Here is a 19,083-nt window from a genome sequence, read left to right as displayed (position 1 = left end):
CAAATGTGCCGCAGAGAGGCGAGCGCTGATGCCCCAGCTCCACACGTCGGTGATGATCCGTTACGCGACCTACACCGACACCCCGCGAGTGGCCAAGACACTGGTGGAGGCATTCCTGGACACCCCCGAGGCCACCTGGCTGATCCCGGATCCCGTCGCACGTCGGCAGGTGTTCCAGCGGTTCTGCCCAGCGTTGATCGACTACGGACTGCGGCAGGGCAGCATCTACCTGACCGAGGACTACCAGGCGGTCGCAGTCTGGCGCCCGTGCAGCCTGATCCTGCCCAACCCGGTCGAGTACGAGCAGCTGCTCGACGACGCCTGCGGTGAGTACGCCTACCGGTTCCGGCTGCTGGACAACGCGCTTGCCGAGCGGCACCCGGTGGGGGAGCACCACTACCTGGCGTACCTCGGGGTCGCGCCGGACCGGCAGGGCTACGGCCTCGGTACGGCGTTGCTGACCCACCGGCACGCGATCTTCGACACCGCCGGCAGCGCCGCCTACGTGGTGGCGAGCACCCGAGGTGCCCGTGACCTGTACGCCCGGCTCGGCTACCGGGTCACTGCGGCGGCGCCGTTCCACCTGCCCGACGGCGGTCCGCTGCTGTGGCCGATGTGGCGTCAACCGCAGCTCACCCGCCGCTACGGCTGACCCGTCCGATCGGTGGTCACCGATGGGCCGGAGGTGATGTGGGACCAACTCGGTTCCGTCGCACCCCGGCCCGTCGGTAACCTTCGCGACATGAGGATCGGGGTTGCGACATGAGGATCGGGATCGTCGGTGCCACCGGACAGGTCGGTGGCGTCATGCGACAGGTGCTGGAGCAGCGGCAGGTGCCCGTCGACGAGCTGCGGCTGTTCGCCTCGGCGCGGTCGGCCGGGCGGACGCTGCCGTGGCGTGGCGGCGAGGTGGTCGTCGAGGACGCGGCCAGCGCCGACTACCGCGGGCTGGACATCGCGCTCTTCTCGGCCGGCAAGGGTACGTCGAAGGAGCTGGCGCCCCGGGTAGCCGAGGCCGGCGCGGTGGTGGTCGACAACTCGTCGGCCTGGCGGATGGATCCGGACGTACCGCTGGTGGTCGCCGAGGTCAACCCGCAGGCGGCGGCCGACCGGCCGAAGGGCATCATCGCCAACCCGAACTGCACCACGATGGCCGCGATGCCGGTGCTGCGGCCGCTGCACGTCGAGGCCGACCTGGTCAGCCTGGTCGTGTCCACGTACCAGGCGGTCTCCGGTGCCGGCCTGGCCGGCGTCGCCGAGCTGGACGAGCAGGTCCGCAAGGTCGCCGAGGGCGCGGCCGGGCTGGCGTTCGACGGTGCCGCCGTGGAGTTCCCGGCACCCCGGTCGTTCGCCGCGCCGATCGCCTTCAACGTGCTGCCGCTGGCCGGCGCGCTGGTCGACGACGGCTCCGCCGAGACCGACGAGGAGCAGAAGCTGCGCAACGAGAGTCGCAAGATCCTCGGCATCCCGCAGTTGAAGGTCTCCGGCACCTGCGTCCGGGTGCCGGTCTTCACCGGTCACTCGTTGCAGATCAACGCCCGGTTCGCCCGGCCGATCAGCCCGCGCCGGGCGGTCGAGCTGCTCACCGGTGCGCCCGGCGTGGCGCTGGCCGACGTGCCGACGCCGCTGCTGGCCGCCGGGCAGGACCCGACCTACGTGGGCCGGATCCGGGTCGACGAGACCGTCGAGCACGGCCTGGCGCTGTTCTGTTCCAACGACAATCTGCGCAAGGGCGCGGCGCTCAACGCGGTGCAGATCGCCGAACTGCTCATCGCCGGCACCGCCTGAGCCAGCCGCGTCATCGCTGCTGGTGCGACCCCGCGCCGCCCTGCCGCTCGACGAGCAGCAGGGCGGCGTCGTCGCTGATCTGACCGCCGGCATGCCGTTGCAGCTCAGCGACGATCCGGTCCAACGCCTCGGAACGGTCGGGCAGGTCCAGGCAGGCGGTGACCCGGGTGGAGGAGAGGAACTCGCCGCCGCCGTTGCGCGCCTCGATCAGCCCGTCGGTGTAGAGCAGCAGCCGGTCGCCGGGATGCCAGACGCGGATCACCGGTGCGGGGTCGGGCGCGTCGCGGCGCAGCCCCAACGGTGGGTGCCGGTCCGCCGGTTCGAGAATCTCCAGCGTGCCCTCGGCGGTCCGCAGCGCCGGAGCCGGGTGGCCGCAGTTGATCACGGTGACGGTGTCGCCGTGCAGTTGCACCAGTGCGGCGGTGACGAACTGGGCCGGCTGCCCGGTGCTGACCGCGTCCCGGTGCACCGCCTGATCCAGGTCGGCGGCGACGGCGGTCAGCTCCGGCTGGACGAAGGCGGACTGGCGGAACGCCCCCATCACGGTCGCCGCCATCTGGACCGCCTGCAGCCCTTTGCCGCAGGCGTCGCCGATGATCAGGCGGACGCCGTACGGGCTGGCGACGGTGGCGTACAGGTCACCGCCGACATTGGCCGCCTCGGAGGCCGACAGGTACCGGGCGACCAGCGCGACGTCGTCGAGCACCGGCGGTGGGGAACGCAGTACCGCGCGTTGCGCGACCTCGGCGATCTCGGTCATCCGGCGCAGTCGGGCCTCCCGCAGGTTGCGGGACCGGGCCACGTAGATCGACACGATGCCGACGGCGAAGACGACGCTGCTGCGCAACAGGTGGTCCAGACTGCCGAACATGCCGCTGGGCAGCCCGGCGATCAGCGCGACCAGGCAGGCGACGACCGTGACCAGGGCAGTACGGCGGGTCTTCTCCACGGCGGCGGCGAGCAGTGGGGCGAGGGAGAGGAACCCGAGGACGACCGCCGAGGTCTGGGTGACCACGTCGATCACGGTGATCACGGCGATCAGGGCCAGCGCCGCCGGCATGCCGCGCCAGCGCTCGGTGCGTTGCCAGAGTGACCGGTCGGCCAACGGCGGGCGCCGCAAAGCTGACAAATAGGGCATGCGCCAGCTGCTCCGGCGTGCCCACACGTCCTGCTCCCTACTCGGCCTGCCCGTGCCGGGCACCCCAGGTGCCGGCAGCCGTACCTGCCTGCGAGCCTAGCCGATCAGCCCGCACCCGGCCGGTCCCGCGCACGCACCCGCCCCGCTACCCGCCCCGCTGCCCGCCTGCGTCCGGCCGGGCGGGCCGGGGTTTTCCCGCTACCACTGCGGGTACCCCGAGCATGGCGCCGACACCGAGAGGAGCACATGATGACGACCGTCGGAGAGTTCATGACAGCCCGGCCGTTCACCATGGACGCCAGCGACATGCTGACCGCGGCGGCGCGACAGATGCGTGACGCGGACATCGGCGACATCATCGTCACCAACGGTAGTGAGATCCAGGGGATCGTGACCGACCGGGACATCACCGTCCGGGCAGTAGCGTCCGAAATGGACCCGGCGAGCACCCCGCTCGACCAGATCATCACCGAGGACGTCGTGGTGGTCTCACCGTACGACGACGCGGTCGCCGCCGCCGAACTGATGCGGACCTACTCGGTACGGCGACTGCCGGTCGTCGACGACGGCCGCCTGGTGGGTGTGGTCTCCATGGGTGACCTCGCCGTCGAGTGGGAACCGGACTCGGTGCTCGCCGACATCAGCACCGACGAGCCCAACAACTGACCGCTCATCGACGAGTGGTGCCGGAACCCTCTGGTGGGTGTCCTCGCACGTCTGCCCGGTCTCCCCGGCGCCCGGGTCCGGTAGACGGCAGGGACACCCTCTTCCGGACGTTCCACGGCACCCGCCGTCGACGCCCGGGGCACCGCAGGCCTCGCAACCGATCGGAGTTCAGCAGATGAGTCGACCGCGAATCGTCATCGTGGGCGCCGGATTCGCCGGCTACCAGGCGGCCCGCACCCTGTCCCGGCTGGCCCGTGGCGCGGCGGAGATCGTCCTGGTCAACCCCACCGACTACTTCCTGTACGTACCGCTGCTGCCCGAGGTCGCCGCCGGGGTGCTGGAACCGCGTCGGGTGACCGTGTCGCTGCCGGACACCCTGCCCGGGGTCCGGGTCGTGCTCGGCGAGGTCGACGACATCGACCTGCCGGGCCGGCGGATCTGCTACCTCGACGGGGACGGCCGTCGGGCCGATCTGCGCTACGACCGGCTGATCGTCTCCGTCGGCAGCGTCAACAAGCTGCTGCCGATCCCCGGGGCCAACGAGCACGCGAAGGGGTTCCGTACCCTGCCCGAGGCGCTCTACCTGCGCGACCACCTGACCCGGCAGATCGAGCTGGCCGACCTGTCCGACGACCCGGCCGAGCGGGCCGCCCGGTGTACCTTCGTCGTGGTCGGGGCCGGCTACACCGGTACGGAGGTCGCCGCGCACTGCGTGACCGCGACCGACCTGCTGGTGCGTCGCCATCCGCGGCTCGCCGGACAGCAGGTGCGCTGGCTGCTGCTCGACCTCGCCGACCGGGTGCTGCCGGAACTCGACCAACGGATGTCGGTCACCGCCCAGCGGGTGCTCGACAGCCGGGGCGTCGAGACCCGGTTCGGCACCTCGGTGCGGGAGGCGACCGGCGACGGGGTGCATCTGTCCGACGGCGAGTTCATTCCGACCCGGTCACTGATCTGGTGTGTCGGGGTACGGCCGGACCCGGTGGTGGACGCGCTCGGGCTGGACACGGTCAAGGGGCGGCTGGTGGTCGACGAGTTCCTCGCCGTACCACGGCATCCGGAGGTGTACGCCTGCGGTGACGCGGCCGCCGTACCGGACCCGAGCGCACCGGGCGAGGTCACCCCGATGACCGCACAGCACGCCGTACGGCAGGGTCGGCTGGCCGCGCAGAACGTGGCCGCCTCGTACGGACACGGGTCGTTCCGCCCGTACCGGCACAAGGACCTCGGCTTCGTGGTCGACCTCGGTGGTGCCCAGGCGGCGGCGAACCCGCTGCACGTGCCGATCTCCGGCCCGTTGGCCAAGGTGGTGACCCGGGGCTACCACCTGGCGTCGATCCCGGGCAACCGGGTGCGGGTGGCGGCCGACTGGATGCTGGAGTCGCTGCTGTCGCGCCAGGGGGTGCAGCTGGGTCTGGTGCCGCCGTCGGCGGTGCCGCTGGACACCGCCTCTCCGGAGCTGGTCCACCCGGTCGGCCGCTGACCGCCCCCCCGCGCGCGACGTCGGCCGCTCGCCCCGCGCGGCGTCGCCCCGGTAAGGACGGTCGGTTCAGCCGAAGCGCAGGTGGGGGCGGCGGCGCAGCCGTACGCCGGTGGCGAGCGCGACCAGCGCGACCAGGACCATGGCGACGACCACGCCGTGCAGCAGACCCCGGTCGAGGTATCCGCTGTCGGTGTGGTCGATCGCGTAGGTCGCGATCTCCCGGCTGAACCAGAACGGCAGGGCCCGGGCGGCGGGGCTGGACGGGTCCATCACCATCTGCAGGCCCACGATGGTCAGCAGGACCAGCGTGCCCTCCAGTTCGCGGGGCAGCACCGCGCTGACGGCCAGCCCGAACGGCACCGCGACCAGCACCATGATCAGCATGATCAGGGCGATCGCACCGTGTCGGACCTGCGGCTGGTCGATCAGCACCAGCAGGAAGTACGGCACCGACAGCAGCACGCCGACCACCCACAGCGCGGCCATCCGGCCCGACCACAGGTGCACCGGCCGGTAGCCGGTCAACCGCAGCCGGGTCTCCAGACCACGGTTCGCGTTGCCGGCGAACAGCGCGGCCGTGCTCAGCGCCCAGCCCAGCCCGAGACAGACGAACCGGATCGACTGTCCGGCGTGGTCGCCGCGCCGGGCCAGGTAGAAACAGAGCGGGAAGAGCAGCAGGATCACCAGTACGCCGCGCCGCCGCGCCGTCTCCCGCAGCGTCATCTCGGCCACGGTCAGCATTCTTGTCATCGCGTCGCCTCCCGGTGGCTGAGGTCGAGCACCAGGTCGACCCGGTCGAGCTGGTTCAGCAGGTGGGTGACGACCACCACTGCCCTGCCGTCGTCGCGCCAGCGCCACACCTGGTGCCAGAAGTCCAGGTAGGTGCCCCGGTCGAAGCCCTGGTACGGCTCGTCCAGCAGGAGCAGGTCGGGATCGCCGAGCCCGGCCAGCACCAGGTTGAGCTTCTGCCGGGTGCCGCCGGACAACTGTCGGGCCGCGACAGCGGCGGAGGCGTCCCAGTCGAGGACCGCCGCCTGCGTCCGGCCCTCGGCGCGGGACCGGGCGCGGTCGAGGCCGCGACCGGCACCGACCAGCGCGAAGTGCTCGTCGGGGTACAGGAAGTCGGCGGTGCCACCGTCCTGCGGGCAGTAGCCGACCGTGCCGTGGACGTGCACCGACCCGCTGTCCGGGCTGACCAGGCCGGCGCAGATGCGCAGCAGGGTGCTCTTGCCACTGCCGTTGGCCCCGACCACGGCGGCGACCTCGCCGGCGCGCACGGTCAGCCGGACCCGGTCGAGGACCTGCTGCCGGCGGTACCGCTTGCGGACGTCGCGGACGTCGAGCCGGACCGGGCCGGGGCCGGTGCGGCGCGGCAGGTGTGCCGGGCCACCGACGCTGCGGACCACGGCGCCGGCGTAGTCGGCCGGAGTGCCGAAGACCGCCAGCGGGGCTTCGCCGCTGTCGTACAGGTGCGCCGCCGCCTCAGCGACGACGTGCCCGGCCACCTCGCGGTCGACGCCGTGCCGGTGCAGTTCACCGGTGAGGGCGGCGAGCCAGGACTGGTGGTTCACGAGTCGGTCACCTCCTGCAGGATCGTGTCGACGCCGGTGGCGAAGGCCCGCCAGTCGGCAGCGGCGTGGCGCAGGGTCTGCGCGCCGGCCGGGGTGAGCCGGTAGTACTTGCGGGCCGGGCCGCTGGTGCCCTCGCGCCACTGGGCGCTCACCAGCCCGGTGCGCTGCAGCCGCAGCAGGACGGGGTAGAGAGTGCCGCCCTTGATCGGGCCGATCCCGGCGGCCTGCAGCGACTGGGCCAGCTCGTAGCCGTACGACTCCCGCTGGCGCAGCGCGGCCAGGACGCACAGCTCCAGCACGCCCCGTAGCCACTGGCCGCGCCGGTCCTGGTCCACCGGGTGAAGATAGCAGCGCTATCTAGGTAGTGCCACAACCTATTTGGGATCGTCCCGGCCAGCCGTTTTCGGCCAAGCCCACGGGGTACCTCACCGACAAGGCAACCGCCGGAGGGAGAGACTGATGGACATCGGCATCATCGGGGCTGGCAACGTCGGATCCGCGCTGGCCCGCCGACTGACCGAGGTGGGCCACCAGGTGACGATCTCCGCGTCCAGCCCGGATTCACCCCGGCTGGCCGACGCCACGACGGGCACCGGGGTGACCGCCGGCGAGCCGGCCCAGGCCGCCGCCGCCGAACTGGTCGTGCTGGCGGTGCCGTACACCGGGATCGCCGACACCCTGACCGGCCCGGTCGCCGACGCGCTGACCGGGACCACGGTGATCGACGTGACGAATCCGCTCGGACCGGACCACATGTCACTGCGGATCGGGCACGACACCTCCGCCGCCGAGCAGGTCGCGGCGATGATCCCGGAGGCCAACGTGGTGAAAGCCTTCAACACGGTGCTCGCCCCCAACCACGCCCGGCCGGTGCTCGGTGGCGTACGGCAGTCCGTCCCGGTGGCCGGCGACGACCTGGTGGCGAAGAAGACGGTCCAGGAGCTCGGCACCCAGCTGGGGTTCGACGCCGTCGACGCCGGCCCGCTGACCAGTGCCCGTTATCTGGAGCCGGTCGCCGCGCTGCTCATCCAGCTCGCGTACGGCGGCGGGGCCGGCCCGACGGTCGGCTTCGCGATCGCCCGCGACTGAGCCCTCCTCGACCGCCTCGGGTCGGAAACACCATCGGCTGGCCGTATGGTGGAGAGGTGTCGTGCGCGCCGTACCCGGCAGGACGGACGCATCCGTTGAAACCCGAGGAGCTGTAGTGACCGTCACTCTGACCGCCGACAGCGCCGGACAGGTCAGCGACTTCAAGGTCGCCGACCTGTCCCTGGCGACGTTCGGTCGCAAGGAGATCGAGCTCGCCGAGCACGAAATGCCCGGCCTGATGGCGCTGCGCCGCGAGTACGCCGCCCAGCAGCCGTTCAAGGGCAAGAAGATCGCCGGTTCGCTGCACATGACCGTGCAGACCGCCGTACTGATCGAGACCCTGACCGCCCTCGGCGCCGACGTGCGCTGGGTCTCCTGCAACATCTTCTCCACCCAGGACCACGCCGCCGCGGCGGTCGTCGTCGGCCCGAACGGCACCATCGACGACCCGCAGGGTGTCGCGGTGTACGCGTGGAAGGGCGAGACGCTCGAGGAGTACTGGTGGTGCACCGAGCAGATGCTCACCTGGCCGGACGGCAGCGGGCCGGACTCGATCGTCGACGACGGCGGTGACGTGACCCTGCTCATCCACCTGGGCAAGCAGTTCGAGGCCGCCGGGGCGGTGCCGTCGACGGCACCGACCGACTCGCACGAGTACGGCATCATCCTGGACACGCTGCGGCGTTCGCTGGCGACGAACCCGACCAAGTACACCGAGATGGCCGAGCCGATCATCGGGGTCTCCGAGGAGACGACCACCGGTGTCAACCGCCTCTACGAGCTGGCCCGTGAGGGCAACCTGCTCTTCCCGGCGATCAACGTCAACGACTCGGTGACCAAGAGCAAGTTCGACAACAAGTACGGCATCCGGCACTCGCTGGTCGACGGGATCAACCGGGCCACCGACGTGATGATCGCCGGCAAGCTCGCGGTGATCTGCGGCTACGGCGACGTCGGCAAGGGCGCGGTGGAGTCGCTGCGCGGCCAGGGGGCCAGGGTCGTGGTGACCGAGATCGACCCGATCTGCGCGCTGCAGGCGGCGATGGACGGTCTCGACGTGGTCACCCTGGACGACGTCGTCGAGCGCGGCGACATCTTCATCACCACGACCGGCAACAAGGACATCATCCTGGCCGAGCACATGGCGAAGATGAAGCACAACGCGATCGTCGGCAACGTCGGCCACTTCGACAACGAGATCGACATGGCCGGGCTGGCCAAGGTACCGGGGATCGAGAAGGTCAACATCAAGCCGCAGGTCGACGTCTGGCGGTTCCCGGACGGCCACGCGGTGATCGTGCTCTCCGAGGGGAGGCTGCTCAACCTGGGCAACGCCACCGGTCACCCGAGCTTCGTGATGTCGACCTCCTTCTCCAACCAGGTGATCGCCCAGATCGAACTGTTCACCAAGGTTGGCGAGTACGAGAAGAAGGTCTACGTACTGCCGAAGCACCTGGACGAGAAGGTGGCCCGACTGCACCTGGACGCGTTCGGTGCCAAGCTCACCGTGCTCAGCAAGGCCCAGGCCGACTACATCGGCGTCGACGTGGCCGGCCCCTACAAGCCGGAGCACTACCGCTACTGACCCACCATCCCGCCTCTTCCTCCGACGATCTTGCGCTTATCGAGAATATTTTTCCGCTTTGTCCGTCGATAAGCGCAAGATCGTCGAACACGGGGGAGAGCGGGAGCAGCGGCTCAGGCGGCCAGTCCGAGGGCTTCGGCGGCGGCCCGGCCGTTGGCGTGGCTCGCGCCGTACGTGGTGACGAAGGCCCGCACACCGGCCGGCCGCCAGGCCGACGGCCAGCCCATCTCCACCACCGAGACCGGGCAGCGGGCGGCGAGCGCCTCGATCAGCTCCGGCGCGCCGGGGACCCGGTGCAGATGCCGGCCGACCAGCACCACCGGCCGGCATCCGGCAATCACCGCGACCTCGTCGGCGGTCGTTCCGGTCGCGACCACCCGCAGTTGCGTCGTGCCGTCGAGGTGCGGGCCGAGCCCCCAGGGCACCCGACCCTCGGCGATCGTCGAGCCGGCGGTGAGCTGCACCACCAGCGCCGACGCCAGCCCATCGAGCACCCCTTCGACCTTCACGGCCCGCCGGGCGGCGGCGTACCCCAGATCGGTGGCCGCACCGGCGTCGGAGGGCGCCGGCCGCACGGCGCTGGCGAGCGCGGCGACCCGGGCTGCGGCCTGCTCCACCCGCGCCACCGGCAGGACACCGTCGGTGACGGCGGCGGCGATGCCGGCGGCGATCCGTTCGACCAGCTGCCGGTCGACGCGGGCACCGACGCAGAGCAGGTCGGCACCGGCGGTCAGGGCGGCGACCGCCGCGGGCACGATGCCGCCGGTGGCCGAGGTGGCGCCGCGCATCTCCAGGGCGTCGGTGACGATCACCCCCTGGTACCCGTACTCCTCGCGGAGCAGGCCGGTCAGGGCGGCGCGGCTGAAGGTGGCCGGTGCCTGGCCGGTCAGCACGGGGACCCGGATGTGCGCGGTCATGATCGCGGCGACGCCGGCGGCGATCACCGCCGCGAACGGCGGCAGGTCCCGGGCCCGCAGCACCGCCATCGGTACGTCGACAGTGGGCAGTTCGAGATGCGAGTCGGTGACCGTGGCCCCGTGCCCGGGGAAGTGCTTGGCGCAGCCGGCGATGCCGGCGTCGGCGAGCCCGGCGACGGCGGCGGCCGCGTGCGTGGCGACCAGCGTCGGGTCGGCGCCGAAGGACCGGGTGCCGATGATCGGGTTGTCGTCGGCGGTGTTGACGTCGACGGTCGGCGCGAGGTTGAGGTTGACTCCGCAGCCGGCGAGTTCGTCGCCGATCGCCCGGTACACCTGCCGGGTCAGCGCCGGGTCGTCGACCGCACCCAGGGCGGCGTTGCCGGGGTAGGGGCTGCCGGTCGCGTGGGCCAGCCGGGTGACGTCGCCGCCCTCCTCGTCGATGGCGACGAGGACGTCGGCGCGGGCGGCCCGCAGTGCGGCGGTGCCGATCCGGACCTGGTCGGGGTCGGTGACATTGCCACCGAAGAGCGTGTGCCCGGCGAGTCCGTCGCCGACCAGCTCCACCGCCCACTGTGGAACAGTGGTGCCGTCGAAGGCGGCGAGCAGGGTGCGCAGCGCCAGGCGGCGTAGTCCGGGATCGGCCGCCACCGGTCCGCGCGCCCCTGGGTCGTTCGACATCGTGTCCCCCTCCGTGAGGTCCGCGCGGTCCGAGTGTCGCACCGGGCAGGCACTGTCGTTGCCCGCGTCTGCCGGGTCGACCGACCGCTGAGGGTGTCGACGCCGACTACGCTACGGCTACTTCCGCTAGGTTAACCAAGATAATAGTTAACTTTCCTAAAAACTAGAGGACGACACATGGGTTCTCCGCGCCTGCCCGGCACACCCCGCCTGCTACGCGCACTCAACGACCGGGCCGCGCTGGAACTGCTCATCGCCCGGGGGCCGCTCACCCGCGCGCAGCTCGGCGAGCTGACCGGCCTGTCCAAGGTCACCGCGTCGCAACTGGTCGAACGACTCGAGGGGCGCGGGCTGGTGACCCGGGTCGGCGAGCAGGCCGGCGGGCGAGGACCCAACGCCCAGCTGTACGCCGTACAACCGGGCAGCGCACACGTGATCGGCGTCGACGTGGGCCCGGACCGGGTGGTCGCCGCCTGCGCCGACATCACCGGCGCGGTCACCGGAACCGTCGAACACTCCACCAAGGACACCGACGACCCGGTCGGCGTGGTGCACCGCGCGGTGGTCCAGGCGGCCAGCAGCGCCGACACCCCGCTCGCCAGCGTCCGGCGGGTGGTGCTGGGCACCCCCGGCCTGGTCGACCCGGGCACCGGCGACATCACCTTCGCGTACAACCTGCCCCGCTGGCACCGCGGCCTGCTCGCCGCCCTGCGCGAGGACCTGGACACCACCGTCGTGTTCCAAAACGACGTCAACCTCGCCGCCGTCGCCGAGGCCCACGCCGGAGCCGCCCGCGACGTACCGGACTTCGTGCTGGTCTGGGCAGGTGTCGGCGTCGGCCTGGCGATCATGCTCGGCGGCCGGCTGCACCACGGCAGCACCGGTGCCGCCGGCGAGATCGGCTACCTGCCGGTGCCGGGCGCACCCATTCCCCGCGACGTGTCGCGTCGCGCGAAGCCGGCGTTCCAGCAGGTGGCCGGGGCGGACGCGGTCCGGGCGGTGGCCCGCGAGCACGGCTTCCGGGCGGCCAGCGCCGGCGAGGCCGTCCAGGCCGCGATCGCCGCCGGCACCCGGGGCGGCCCGTTCCTCGACGAGCTGGCCCGCCGGCTCGCCCTCGGTGTCGCCAGCAGCTGCGTCGTGCTCGACCCACCGTTGGTCGTGCTCACCGGTGAGGTCGGCCGGGCCGGCGGCAGCGCGCTCGCCGAACGGGTGCAGCACGAGGTCGCCGCGATCACCCTGGTCGCCCCCCGAGTGGTGGTCACCGAGGTGGTCGACGAGCCGGTCCTGCAGGGCGCGCTGCGAATCGCGTTGGACGCCGTCCGCGACGAGGTCTTCGCCTCCACCGTGGCCTGAACCGACCTCCGTCCTGCGGGTCCCGCCGGACCGACCGGGCCGGGTGGTGGCCCGCGCCACCGCCGACGCGGCCCGGTGCCGGTCCGCCAGTCGGCGTGGTTGGATGGTCCGGTGCCTACCGTTGCAGACGACCTGGTGATCGAGTTCGACTCCGTGGGCGTGACCCGCTCCGGCACGGCCCTGCTGCAGGACGTCACCCTGCAGGTACGCCCGGAGCAGCGGTGGGTGGTCCTCGGCCCGAACGGTGCCGGCAAGACCACCCTGCTCAGCCTGGCCGCCGGCCGGATGCATCCGACCACCGGGACCGTACGTGTCCTCGACGAGCAGCTGGGCCGCACCGACCTGGCCGAGCTGCGTACCCGCATCGGACTGACCACGGCGGCGCTCGCCGAGCGGATCCCCGCGACCGAGCGGGTTCTCGACGTGGTGCTCACCGCCGCCTGGTCGGTGGTCGGCCGGTGGCGGGAGAGCTACGACGCCCTCGACGCCGACCGGGCCCGGGACCTGCTCGACCAGTTCGGCGTCGGCGGATTCGCCGCCCGCGAGTACGGCACCCTGTCCGAAGGGGAACGCAAGCGGGTGCAGATCGCCCGCGCCCTGATGACCGACCCGGAGCTGCTGCTGCTCGACGAGCCGGCCGCCGGCCTCGACCTCGGTGCCCGCGAGGACCTCGTCGGCCGCCTCGGCGGCCTCGCCCGCGACCCGCACGCCCCGGCGCTGGTGCTGGTCACCCACCACGTGGAGGAGATCCCGCCCGGCTTCACCCACGCGCTGCTGCTACGCCAGGGCGCGGTGGTCGCCGCCGGGGAACTTGCCGCGACGCTCACCGGTGAGCACCTGTCCAAGACGTTCGGTCTGCCGTTGGTCCTGGACCGGGTCGGTGCGCGCTACACCGCCCGGGCCGCCTGAGCCGGTGGAATCCGAACCCGTGCCGGCACCCGACGCCGGTGCCCGGCCGGCTCCCGTGCCGCGTCCCCGGATCGCGGTGGTGGGCAGCGCGAACATGGACCTGGTGGCCACCGCGCCGAGACTGCCGCAACCGGGGGAGACCCTGCTCGGCAGCGACTTCGTCATGGTCCCCGGTGGTAAGGGTGCCAACCAGGCGATCGCCGCCGCGCGGGCCGGCGGCGACTGTGTCTTCCTCGGCGCGGTCGGTTCGGACGCCTTCGGGGTCACCCTCACCGGCCGACTGGCACGCTCCGGCGTGGACACCGGGCAACTGCGCGTGGTGTACGGCGCGTCGGGGGTCGCGGTGGTCATGGTGAACGCGGCCGGCGAGAACGCCATCGTCGTCACTCCGGGAGCCAACGCCGCGTTCCACGGGCTGACCGAACCGGAGCTGGCGGCGGTCCGCGCGGCCGACGTCCTGGTCGCGCAGTTGGAGATCCCGCTGGAGACCGTACTGGCCGCCACCACGGCCGCCCGGCAGGCGGGTGCCCGGGTGATCCTGAACGCGGCGCCGGCCCGGCCGCTGCCCGCCGAACTGCTGGACACCGTCGACCTGCTGGTGGTCAACGACGCGGAGGCCCGGGCGATCGCCGGTGCCGGTCAGGAGGACCCGGCGGCACTGTTGACCGCGGTACGCCGTGCGGTGCTCACCCTCGGTGCGCAGGGTGCCTGGTACGTCGACCGGGACGGTACCCATGAGCACGTGCCGGCGTTCGCCGTCGAGACGGTGGACTCCACCGCCGCCGGTGACGCGTTCACCGGTGCGCTGGCCGTCGCCTGGGGCGAGGGCCGGGACCTCGTGTCGGCCGTACGGTGGGCGTCGGCGGCCGGGGCGGCCTGCGTACGGCGGTTGGGGGCCTCGGTGTCGCTGCCGCAGCGGGCCGAGATCGACGCCCTGGCCGGCTGAGCGCCCGCGCCAGCGGAAGCGCCCGCCGCAGCGCCCGCGCCGGTGTCGCAGCCATTGGCCGGCGGCGGGTGGCGCGGGTACGGGATCATCGAGTCATGCGAGTCATTCTCAACCTGCTCTGGTTGTTCTTCGGCGGCGGCATCGTGCTCGGCGTCGCGTACGGGCTGGCCGCGCTGATCTGCTTCGTGCTGGTCGTCACGATCCCGTTCGGGGTGGCCTCGCTGCGGTTGGCCTACTACTCCCTCTGGCCGTTCGGTCGGACGCTGGTGGCCAAGCCCGGCGCCGGGATCGGCTCCGGGCTGGCGAACATCCTCTGGGTGCTGCTCGCCGGCTGGTGGTTGGCGCTCACCCACATCGTCACCGGGATCACCCTCTGCCTGACGATCATCGGGATCCCGTTCGGCATCGCCAACTTCAAGTTGGTGCCGGCCGCGTTCTGGCCGCTGGGGCGCGAGGTGGTCGACGTCGAGGACCTACGTCGGCCCGGCCTGGTCAGCGCCTGACGCGTCGGCGGTCGGGGCGGCGTCGGGTCGTCCCGCTGCGGCGGGTGGCCCCTGACGTCCGGTGAGACGGGTCAGGTCGTGAACGCCACCAGGTAGACCGTCACCTCGTCCGGCGCGTCGAGATCGAGCAGCACCGTCCGGAACACCCCGTCCACCGGCTCGTCGCGTTGGTCGATGCCGGACACCGACACCGCGTCGTCCGGCCGCCAGGTGTCGCCGCCGGGGTGATCGGCGGTCCGCACCGCCCGCAACCCCGGCTCGGGAGCGGGGAACCGGCTGTCGTCCAGGAACCCGGGCAGCTCGTCGCCGGGGATGCGGAACATCGCCGTCAGGTGCCAGTCCAGGGCGCTGGCGAACGACGTCGACAACAGCACCGTGCCCGGCGGCAGCCGTACCTTGGCGTTGGCCTCGACCTCGGCGGCGCTCAAGGTGCGCACGTCCCGGTCCCCGCCGCCGGGGTCACCGGCGGCCCGGTCCACAGTACGGTCGGCGGCGCGACCCGCACCGGTGCCCACCACCCCGCAGCCACCGAACGCCGCCGTCGCGACCAGCGCGGCCAGCACACCGCCGATCGTAGTGCCGCGCCCGATGCTCGATCCAGTCATCAGAGTCCTTCCGTGGATACTTCGGCCTTCAGGTCAGAGAGGAAACGGAACCCCTAGGGAGCAGGGCAGGGATAGCCGATCCGCCGCCGGGGCGGATCGGCGTCCGCCTACACGCCATCCCCTGGGCTCATGACGGGATTGTTAGACTGTGGACTGTGTCCAGGACCGTGAAGCGGGCGTTCAGGTACCGCTTCTACCCCACCCCGGAGCAGGCGGTCGAGCTCGCCCGGACGTTCGGTTGTGTCCGGCTGGTCTACAACAAGGCCCTGGCCGCCCGCAGCGAGGCGTGGACCCAACGCCAGGAACGGATCACCTATAACCAGTCGTCGGCGATGCTGACCGGGTGGAAGAAGACCGACGAGTTCGCGTTCCTCAACGACGTCTCCTGCGTCCCTCTGCAGCAGGCGCTGCGGCACCTGCAGACCGCGTTCACCAACTTCTGGGCGAAACGGGCCCGGTATCCGACGTTCAAGTCGAAGAAGCGGTCGCGGCGGTCGGCGGAGTACACGACCAGCGCGTTCCGCTGGCGCGACGGTCGGCTGACCCTGGCGAAGATGTCTGATCCGTTGGACATCGTCTGGTCCCGGCCACTCCCGCAGGGTGCGGTGCCGTCGACGGTGACGGTGTCGCAGGACGCGGCACGCCGTTGGTTCGTCTCCCTGCTCTGCGACGACCGGATCGAGCCAGCCCCGGCCGCGTCGGGCAGGATGGGGGTCGACGCCGGCCTCGACAGCCTGTTCACCCTGTCGACCGGGGAGAAGATCGCCAACCCGAGGCACGAACGCCGCGACCGCGATCGGCTGGCCCGCGCCCAGCGGAACCTCGCCCGCAAGGCCCGAGGTTCGGCGAACCGGGCCAGAGCCCGACTGGCGGTGGCCCGGGTTGATGCCCGGATCGCCGACCGCCGCCGCGACCATCTGCACAAGTTGACCACTCGGCTCGTTCGTGACACCCAAACGATCGTGATCGAGGACCTGACCGTCCGCAACATGATGGCCAACCACAGTCTGGCCCGCGCCATCTCCGACGCGGCCTGGCGGCAGTTCCGCACCATGCTGGCCTACAAGGCCGACTGGTACGGCCGCAATCTGGTGGTAGTCGACCGCTGGTTCCCGTCGACCCGACGATGCTCCGCCTGCGGCGAACTGGCCGAGCGGATGCCGTTGACCGTCCGGTCGTGGACCTGCCGGTGCGGGCAGGCCCATGACCGGGACGTGAACGCGGCCCGCAACATTCTCGCGGAGGGGCTCTCCGTGATTGCCTGTGGAGGCGGTGTAAGACCTCACCGGGAGTCCTCCTCTCGGACGGGGCGGTCGTCGGTGAAACAGGAAACCCCGAGGGTGACCAAGGGAATCCCCGTCCTTCAGGGCGGGGAGGAAGTCAAACCGGGCAGGGTAGGCGCGGCGGTCAACTCGTCGCCGGCGGCTCCTCCTCCTCGCTGAGCCGGTCCGCGCCCCGCCGGCGCAGCATCTTCAACCCCGGGATGCCGGCGACGGCCAGCTTCAGATCCCGGGTCACCTCCAGCAGGCTGTGAATGTCCGGCCCGACCCGGTCCAGGGTCGCCAGGATGGGCAGGACGTCGGCGGTGATGTGCCGGGTCAGCCGGGGCAGCTCGTCGACCAGCCGTACCGCCGCCTCCACCTCGTCCTCGCTGAGCTGCTCCACGAAGTGCCGGGCCATCGGCGCACCGCGCCGCAACGCCGGCTCGAACTCGCCGAGCAGTTCGGCCGACCGGTCGGCGATCTGCTCACTGCGCCCGACGACCCGGCTCGCCCCGACCGCGACCCGGTCGGCGTCGGTGAGCAGCGTCTCCGCCGCCGCCGCGACCCGGGTCGCCGCCTGCACCGCCGTCGTGGCCGCCGTCGCGATCGACTCCACCCGGAGGGTCGCCTCCTCGGTCTCCTCAACCACCCGCTCACTGCGTTCCAGCAGCACCTCGACCCGGTCGACCACCGTGCCGACCCGCTGCACCAGCGCCTCGATCTCGTCCAGTACGGCGAACGCCCGGCCCGGCACCGCCGCGTACCCGGCGGCCAGCTGCCCGACCTGTGCTGCCGCCTGGCCGGCCTGGCTGGTGGCCCGACCGGCCACTCCGGCCGCCGCGCTCACGGTGCCGCTCACAGTCCCGGTGACGGCATCGGTCACCTGTCCGACCGTGGACCTGGTCAGTGCGTAGAGGCTCGCCGGCGTGGGCAGCGGGAAGGGCATCCCACCATTGTGCGGCCCATCGGCCACCATCCGCTCGCCAGCGGAGGCGAATCGTCCCGGTCGCAGCCGGTCTAGGTACGGCGACGCGGCTGCCGCTGTGCCTGTGGCTGTGCCTGCCGTGTCTGCCGCTGCGGCTGTCCGGCGGTCAACTGGCGGGTCGGTCGTTTCGCTGCTACCGCCCGGGCGGGCGCGGAGCCGTCCGCCTCGGCCTCCAACGCGGCCTCGACGGCTCGGCGCAGCGCCCGGTGGATGCGCCCGATCCGTAGCGCGTCGCGGCTGGACACCAGCAGCACCGGCGTCTGACGTACCTGCGCCCAGAGTTCGAGCTGGTGCGCGCCCCGGTCGTAGGAGTCGTCGAGCAGCCCGAGCAGCAGGTCGGCCAGCGGGACGACGATCAGTCCGACCAGGATGGAGCCGCCGACGAGTGCGATGGTGACGGTCGGCGAGGCGTTGATGCTCAGCGCGGTGACCAGCCCCAGGATCGCGGTGACCACCGGGGCGACGAAGGCGATGCCGACCATGCCCCGACCGGCGTACGCCCGCCAGTGGCGGGCACCGCGCCGCTGCCAGATCCGGTCCACCTCGGTCAGCGGGTACCGCTGCTGGTCGGACCGGAACTCGACGGAGGTGATCCGTACGGATTTGTCATCGTAGTAGGTGAACACCCCGGCTACCTCCTCACGCTTGTGGATCACGTTACCCACTCTCCGGTGATCGTCGTAGGCTGTCCCACAACGCGACGACGGGAGGTCTGACGTGTCCGGTCCGATGCTGGTCGAGGTCGGGGTCGAGGAGGGCGTCGCCACCATCCGGCTCGCCCGTCCGCCGATGAACGCGCTGAACGCGGCCGTACAGGAGCAGTTGCGCGACGCCGCGCGGACCGTCACCGACGACGAGCGGGTCCGGGCGGTCGTGGTGTACGGCGGCGACAAGGTCTTCGCCGCCGGTGCCGACATCAAGGAAATGGCCGAGATGTCGTACGTGGCGATGTCGGCGCGGGCCGCCCGGTTGTCCAGCGCGTTCGACGCGATCGCCCGGATCCCCAAGCCGGTGGTCGCGGCGATCACCGGCTACGCCCTCGGCGGGGGGTGTGAGCTGGCGCTGGCCTGTGACTGGCGGGTGGTCGCCGACGACGCCAAGCTCGGCCAGCCGGAGATCAAACTCGGCGTCATCCCCGGTGCCGGCGGCACCCAGCGGCTGGCCCGACTGGTCGGTCCGGCCCGGGCCAAGGACATCATCCTCACCGGCCGGATGGTCGACGCCGCCGAGGCCGAGCGGATCGGGCTGGCCGACCGGGTCGTCCCGGCCGACCAGGTGTACGCCACGGCGCTCGACCTGGTCCGTCCCTTCGTCACCGGCCCGGCCCAGGCGGTGAAGGCGGCCAAACTGGCCATCGACGGTGGCCTGGAGATGGATCTCGGCTCCGGCCTGGCCTGGGAGAGCCAGCTCTTCGCCGGCCTGTTCGCCACCGAGGACCGGGCCGAGGGCATGGCCGCGTTCGTCGCCAAACGCAAGCCGGACTTCACCGGCCGCTGAGCCCCGGCCCGCTGCCGGTGAAGGATGTCGGCCCGGCGCTGCCGGCCTACGGCGCTGCCGGCCTGCCGGCCTTGTGTACCGGGCGGTAACCTGCACGGGCCGGGTCGA

20 protein-coding genes are annotated in these 19,083 nt (G+C 71.9%); 12 read left to right on the top strand and 8 right to left on the bottom strand.

The window, feature by feature from the left end; translation table 11 throughout:
- The first annotated feature begins 28 nt into the window (after positions 1-28).
- Together O7608_RS27735 and O7608_RS27730 are read left to right on the top strand one after the other, a co-directional pair.
- Positions 29-652, top strand: coding sequence for a GNAT family N-acetyltransferase (locus O7608_RS27735; RefSeq protein WP_289207357.1), 624 nt, complete (start codon positions 29-31; stop codon positions 650-652).
- A gap of 110 nt (positions 653-762) precedes the next feature.
- Positions 763-1,788, top strand: coding sequence for an aspartate-semialdehyde dehydrogenase (locus O7608_RS27730; RefSeq protein WP_289207356.1), 1,026 nt, complete (start codon positions 763-765; stop codon positions 1,786-1,788).
- A 10-nt stretch (positions 1,789-1,798) separates the two neighbouring features.
- On the opposite strand, the gene O7608_RS27725 is transcribed toward O7608_RS27730, so the two are convergent.
- The gene (locus O7608_RS27725; protein WP_289207355.1) at positions 1,799-2,926 is read right to left on the bottom strand and encodes a PP2C family protein-serine/threonine phosphatase; all 1,128 of its coding nucleotides are present in this window, start codon (positions 2,924-2,926) and stop codon (positions 1,799-1,801) included.
- Positions 2,927-3,175: 249 nt separating this feature from the next.
- Here O7608_RS27725 and O7608_RS27720 point away from each other — a divergent pair, with 249 nt between their 5' ends.
- Positions 3,176-3,592, top strand: a complete 417-nt coding sequence (locus tag O7608_RS27720) for a CBS domain-containing protein (protein WP_289207354.1) — start codon at positions 3,176-3,178, stop codon at positions 3,590-3,592.
- A gap of 175 nt (positions 3,593-3,767) precedes the next feature.
- A complete protein-coding gene (locus tag O7608_RS27715; protein WP_289207353.1) occupies positions 3,768-5,075 on the top strand; it encodes an NAD(P)/FAD-dependent oxidoreductase in 1,308 nt (435 codons plus the stop codon).
- Between the two features lie 66 nt (positions 5,076-5,141).
- Here the strand turns inward: O7608_RS27715 and O7608_RS27710 are convergent, their stop codons facing one another.
- Genes O7608_RS27710 through O7608_RS27700 form a run of 3 tightly spaced genes read right to left on the bottom strand, consistent with a single transcriptional unit; the run spans position 5,142 to position 6,981 of the window.
- Positions 5,142-5,825 (bottom strand): ABC transporter permease, encoded by a 684-nt coding sequence (locus tag O7608_RS27710; protein ID WP_289207352.1) that lies wholly within the window; start codon positions 5,823-5,825, stop codon positions 5,142-5,144.
- Positions 5,822-6,646, bottom strand: coding sequence for an ATP-binding cassette domain-containing protein (locus tag O7608_RS27705; protein ID WP_289207351.1), 825 nt, complete (start codon positions 6,644-6,646; stop codon positions 5,822-5,824). Before O7608_RS27705 ends, O7608_RS27710 begins: the two co-directional genes overlap by 4 nt.
- Entirely contained in the window at positions 6,643-6,981 is a 339-nt protein-coding gene (locus tag O7608_RS27700) for a PadR family transcriptional regulator (RefSeq protein WP_289207350.1), read from the bottom strand. The genes O7608_RS27705 and O7608_RS27700 overlap by 4 nt, the downstream gene beginning before the upstream one ends.
- Before the next feature lie 43 nt (positions 6,982-7,024).
- Here O7608_RS27700 and O7608_RS27695 point away from each other — a divergent pair, with 43 nt between their 5' ends.
- Positions 7,025-7,735: an NADPH-dependent F420 reductase gene (locus O7608_RS27695; protein ID WP_289207349.1), complete on the top strand. Its 711-nt coding sequence runs from the start codon at positions 7,025-7,027 to the stop codon at positions 7,733-7,735.
- Between the two features lie 115 nt (positions 7,736-7,850).
- On the top strand, positions 7,851-9,320 hold the full coding sequence (ahcY, locus tag O7608_RS27690; RefSeq protein ID WP_289207348.1) for an adenosylhomocysteinase: 1,470 nt from the start codon (positions 7,851-7,853) through the stop codon (positions 9,318-9,320).
- 113 nt (positions 9,321-9,433) lie between these two features.
- Here the strand turns inward: ahcY and O7608_RS27685 are convergent, their stop codons facing one another.
- Positions 9,434-10,885, bottom strand: coding sequence for a glycoside hydrolase family 3 N-terminal domain-containing protein (locus O7608_RS27685; protein WP_289211065.1), 1,452 nt, complete (start codon positions 10,883-10,885; stop codon positions 9,434-9,436).
- Between the two features lie 207 nt (positions 10,886-11,092).
- Here O7608_RS27685 and O7608_RS27680 point away from each other — a divergent pair, with 207 nt between their 5' ends.
- The 4 genes from O7608_RS27680 to O7608_RS27665 all read left to right on the top strand — a co-directional run bounded on the left by O7608_RS27680 (position 11,093) and on the right by O7608_RS27665 (position 14,626).
- A complete protein-coding gene (locus O7608_RS27680; protein WP_289207347.1) occupies positions 11,093-12,268 on the top strand; it encodes an ROK family transcriptional regulator in 1,176 nt (391 codons plus the stop codon).
- 75 nt (positions 12,269-12,343) lie between these two features.
- Positions 12,344-13,177: an ABC transporter ATP-binding protein gene (locus tag O7608_RS27675; protein ID WP_289207346.1), complete on the top strand. Its 834-nt coding sequence runs from the start codon at positions 12,344-12,346 to the stop codon at positions 13,175-13,177.
- A 55-nt stretch (positions 13,178-13,232) separates the two neighbouring features.
- Positions 13,233-14,123 carry a ribokinase gene (locus tag O7608_RS27670; RefSeq protein WP_289211064.1) on the top strand — a complete coding sequence of 297 codons (891 nt, stop codon included), beginning with the start codon at positions 13,233-13,235 and terminating at the stop codon, positions 14,121-14,123.
- A 95-nt stretch (positions 14,124-14,218) separates the two neighbouring features.
- Positions 14,219-14,626 (top strand): YccF domain-containing protein, encoded by a 408-nt coding sequence (locus O7608_RS27665; protein ID WP_282226062.1) that lies wholly within the window; start codon positions 14,219-14,221, stop codon positions 14,624-14,626.
- Positions 14,627-14,697: 71 nt separating this feature from the next.
- On the opposite strand, the gene O7608_RS27660 is transcribed toward O7608_RS27665, so the two are convergent.
- Positions 14,698-15,231 (bottom strand): hypothetical protein, encoded by a 534-nt coding sequence (locus O7608_RS27660; RefSeq protein ID WP_289207345.1) that lies wholly within the window; start codon positions 15,229-15,231, stop codon positions 14,698-14,700.
- A 155-nt stretch (positions 15,232-15,386) separates the two neighbouring features.
- On the opposite strand from O7608_RS27660, the gene O7608_RS27655 reads away from it, so the two are divergent.
- Positions 15,387-16,673, top strand: coding sequence for an RNA-guided endonuclease InsQ/TnpB family protein (locus O7608_RS27655; protein ID WP_289207344.1), 1,287 nt, complete (start codon positions 15,387-15,389; stop codon positions 16,671-16,673).
- Here the strand turns inward: O7608_RS27655 and O7608_RS27650 are convergent.
- Both O7608_RS27650 and O7608_RS27645 read right to left on the bottom strand, forming a co-directional pair.
- Positions 16,639-17,439 (bottom strand): hypothetical protein, encoded by an 801-nt coding sequence (locus tag O7608_RS27650; protein ID WP_289207343.1) that lies wholly within the window; start codon positions 17,437-17,439, stop codon positions 16,639-16,641. The two genes, O7608_RS27655 and O7608_RS27650, sit on opposite strands and share 35 nt — an antisense overlap.
- 71 nt (positions 17,440-17,510) lie before the next feature.
- Positions 17,511-18,134: a DUF6232 family protein gene (locus O7608_RS27645; RefSeq protein WP_289207342.1), complete on the bottom strand. Its 624-nt coding sequence runs from the start codon at positions 18,132-18,134 to the stop codon at positions 17,511-17,513.
- Between the two features lie 73 nt (positions 18,135-18,207).
- Here O7608_RS27645 and O7608_RS27640 point away from each other — a divergent pair, with 73 nt between their 5' ends.
- On the top strand, positions 18,208-18,975 hold the full coding sequence (locus tag O7608_RS27640) for an enoyl-CoA hydratase/isomerase family protein (protein ID WP_289211063.1): 768 nt from the start codon (positions 18,208-18,210) through the stop codon (positions 18,973-18,975).
- The last annotated feature ends 108 nt before the right edge of the window (positions 18,976-19,083 follow it).

The organism is Solwaraspora sp. WMMA2056 (assembly GCF_030345095.1).
GTDB lineage: Bacteria > Actinomycetota > Actinomycetes > Mycobacteriales > Micromonosporaceae > Micromonospora_E.
The sequence above is the reverse complement of the archived record's forward strand: the minus strand, read 5'-3'. Positions and strand labels throughout refer to the sequence as shown.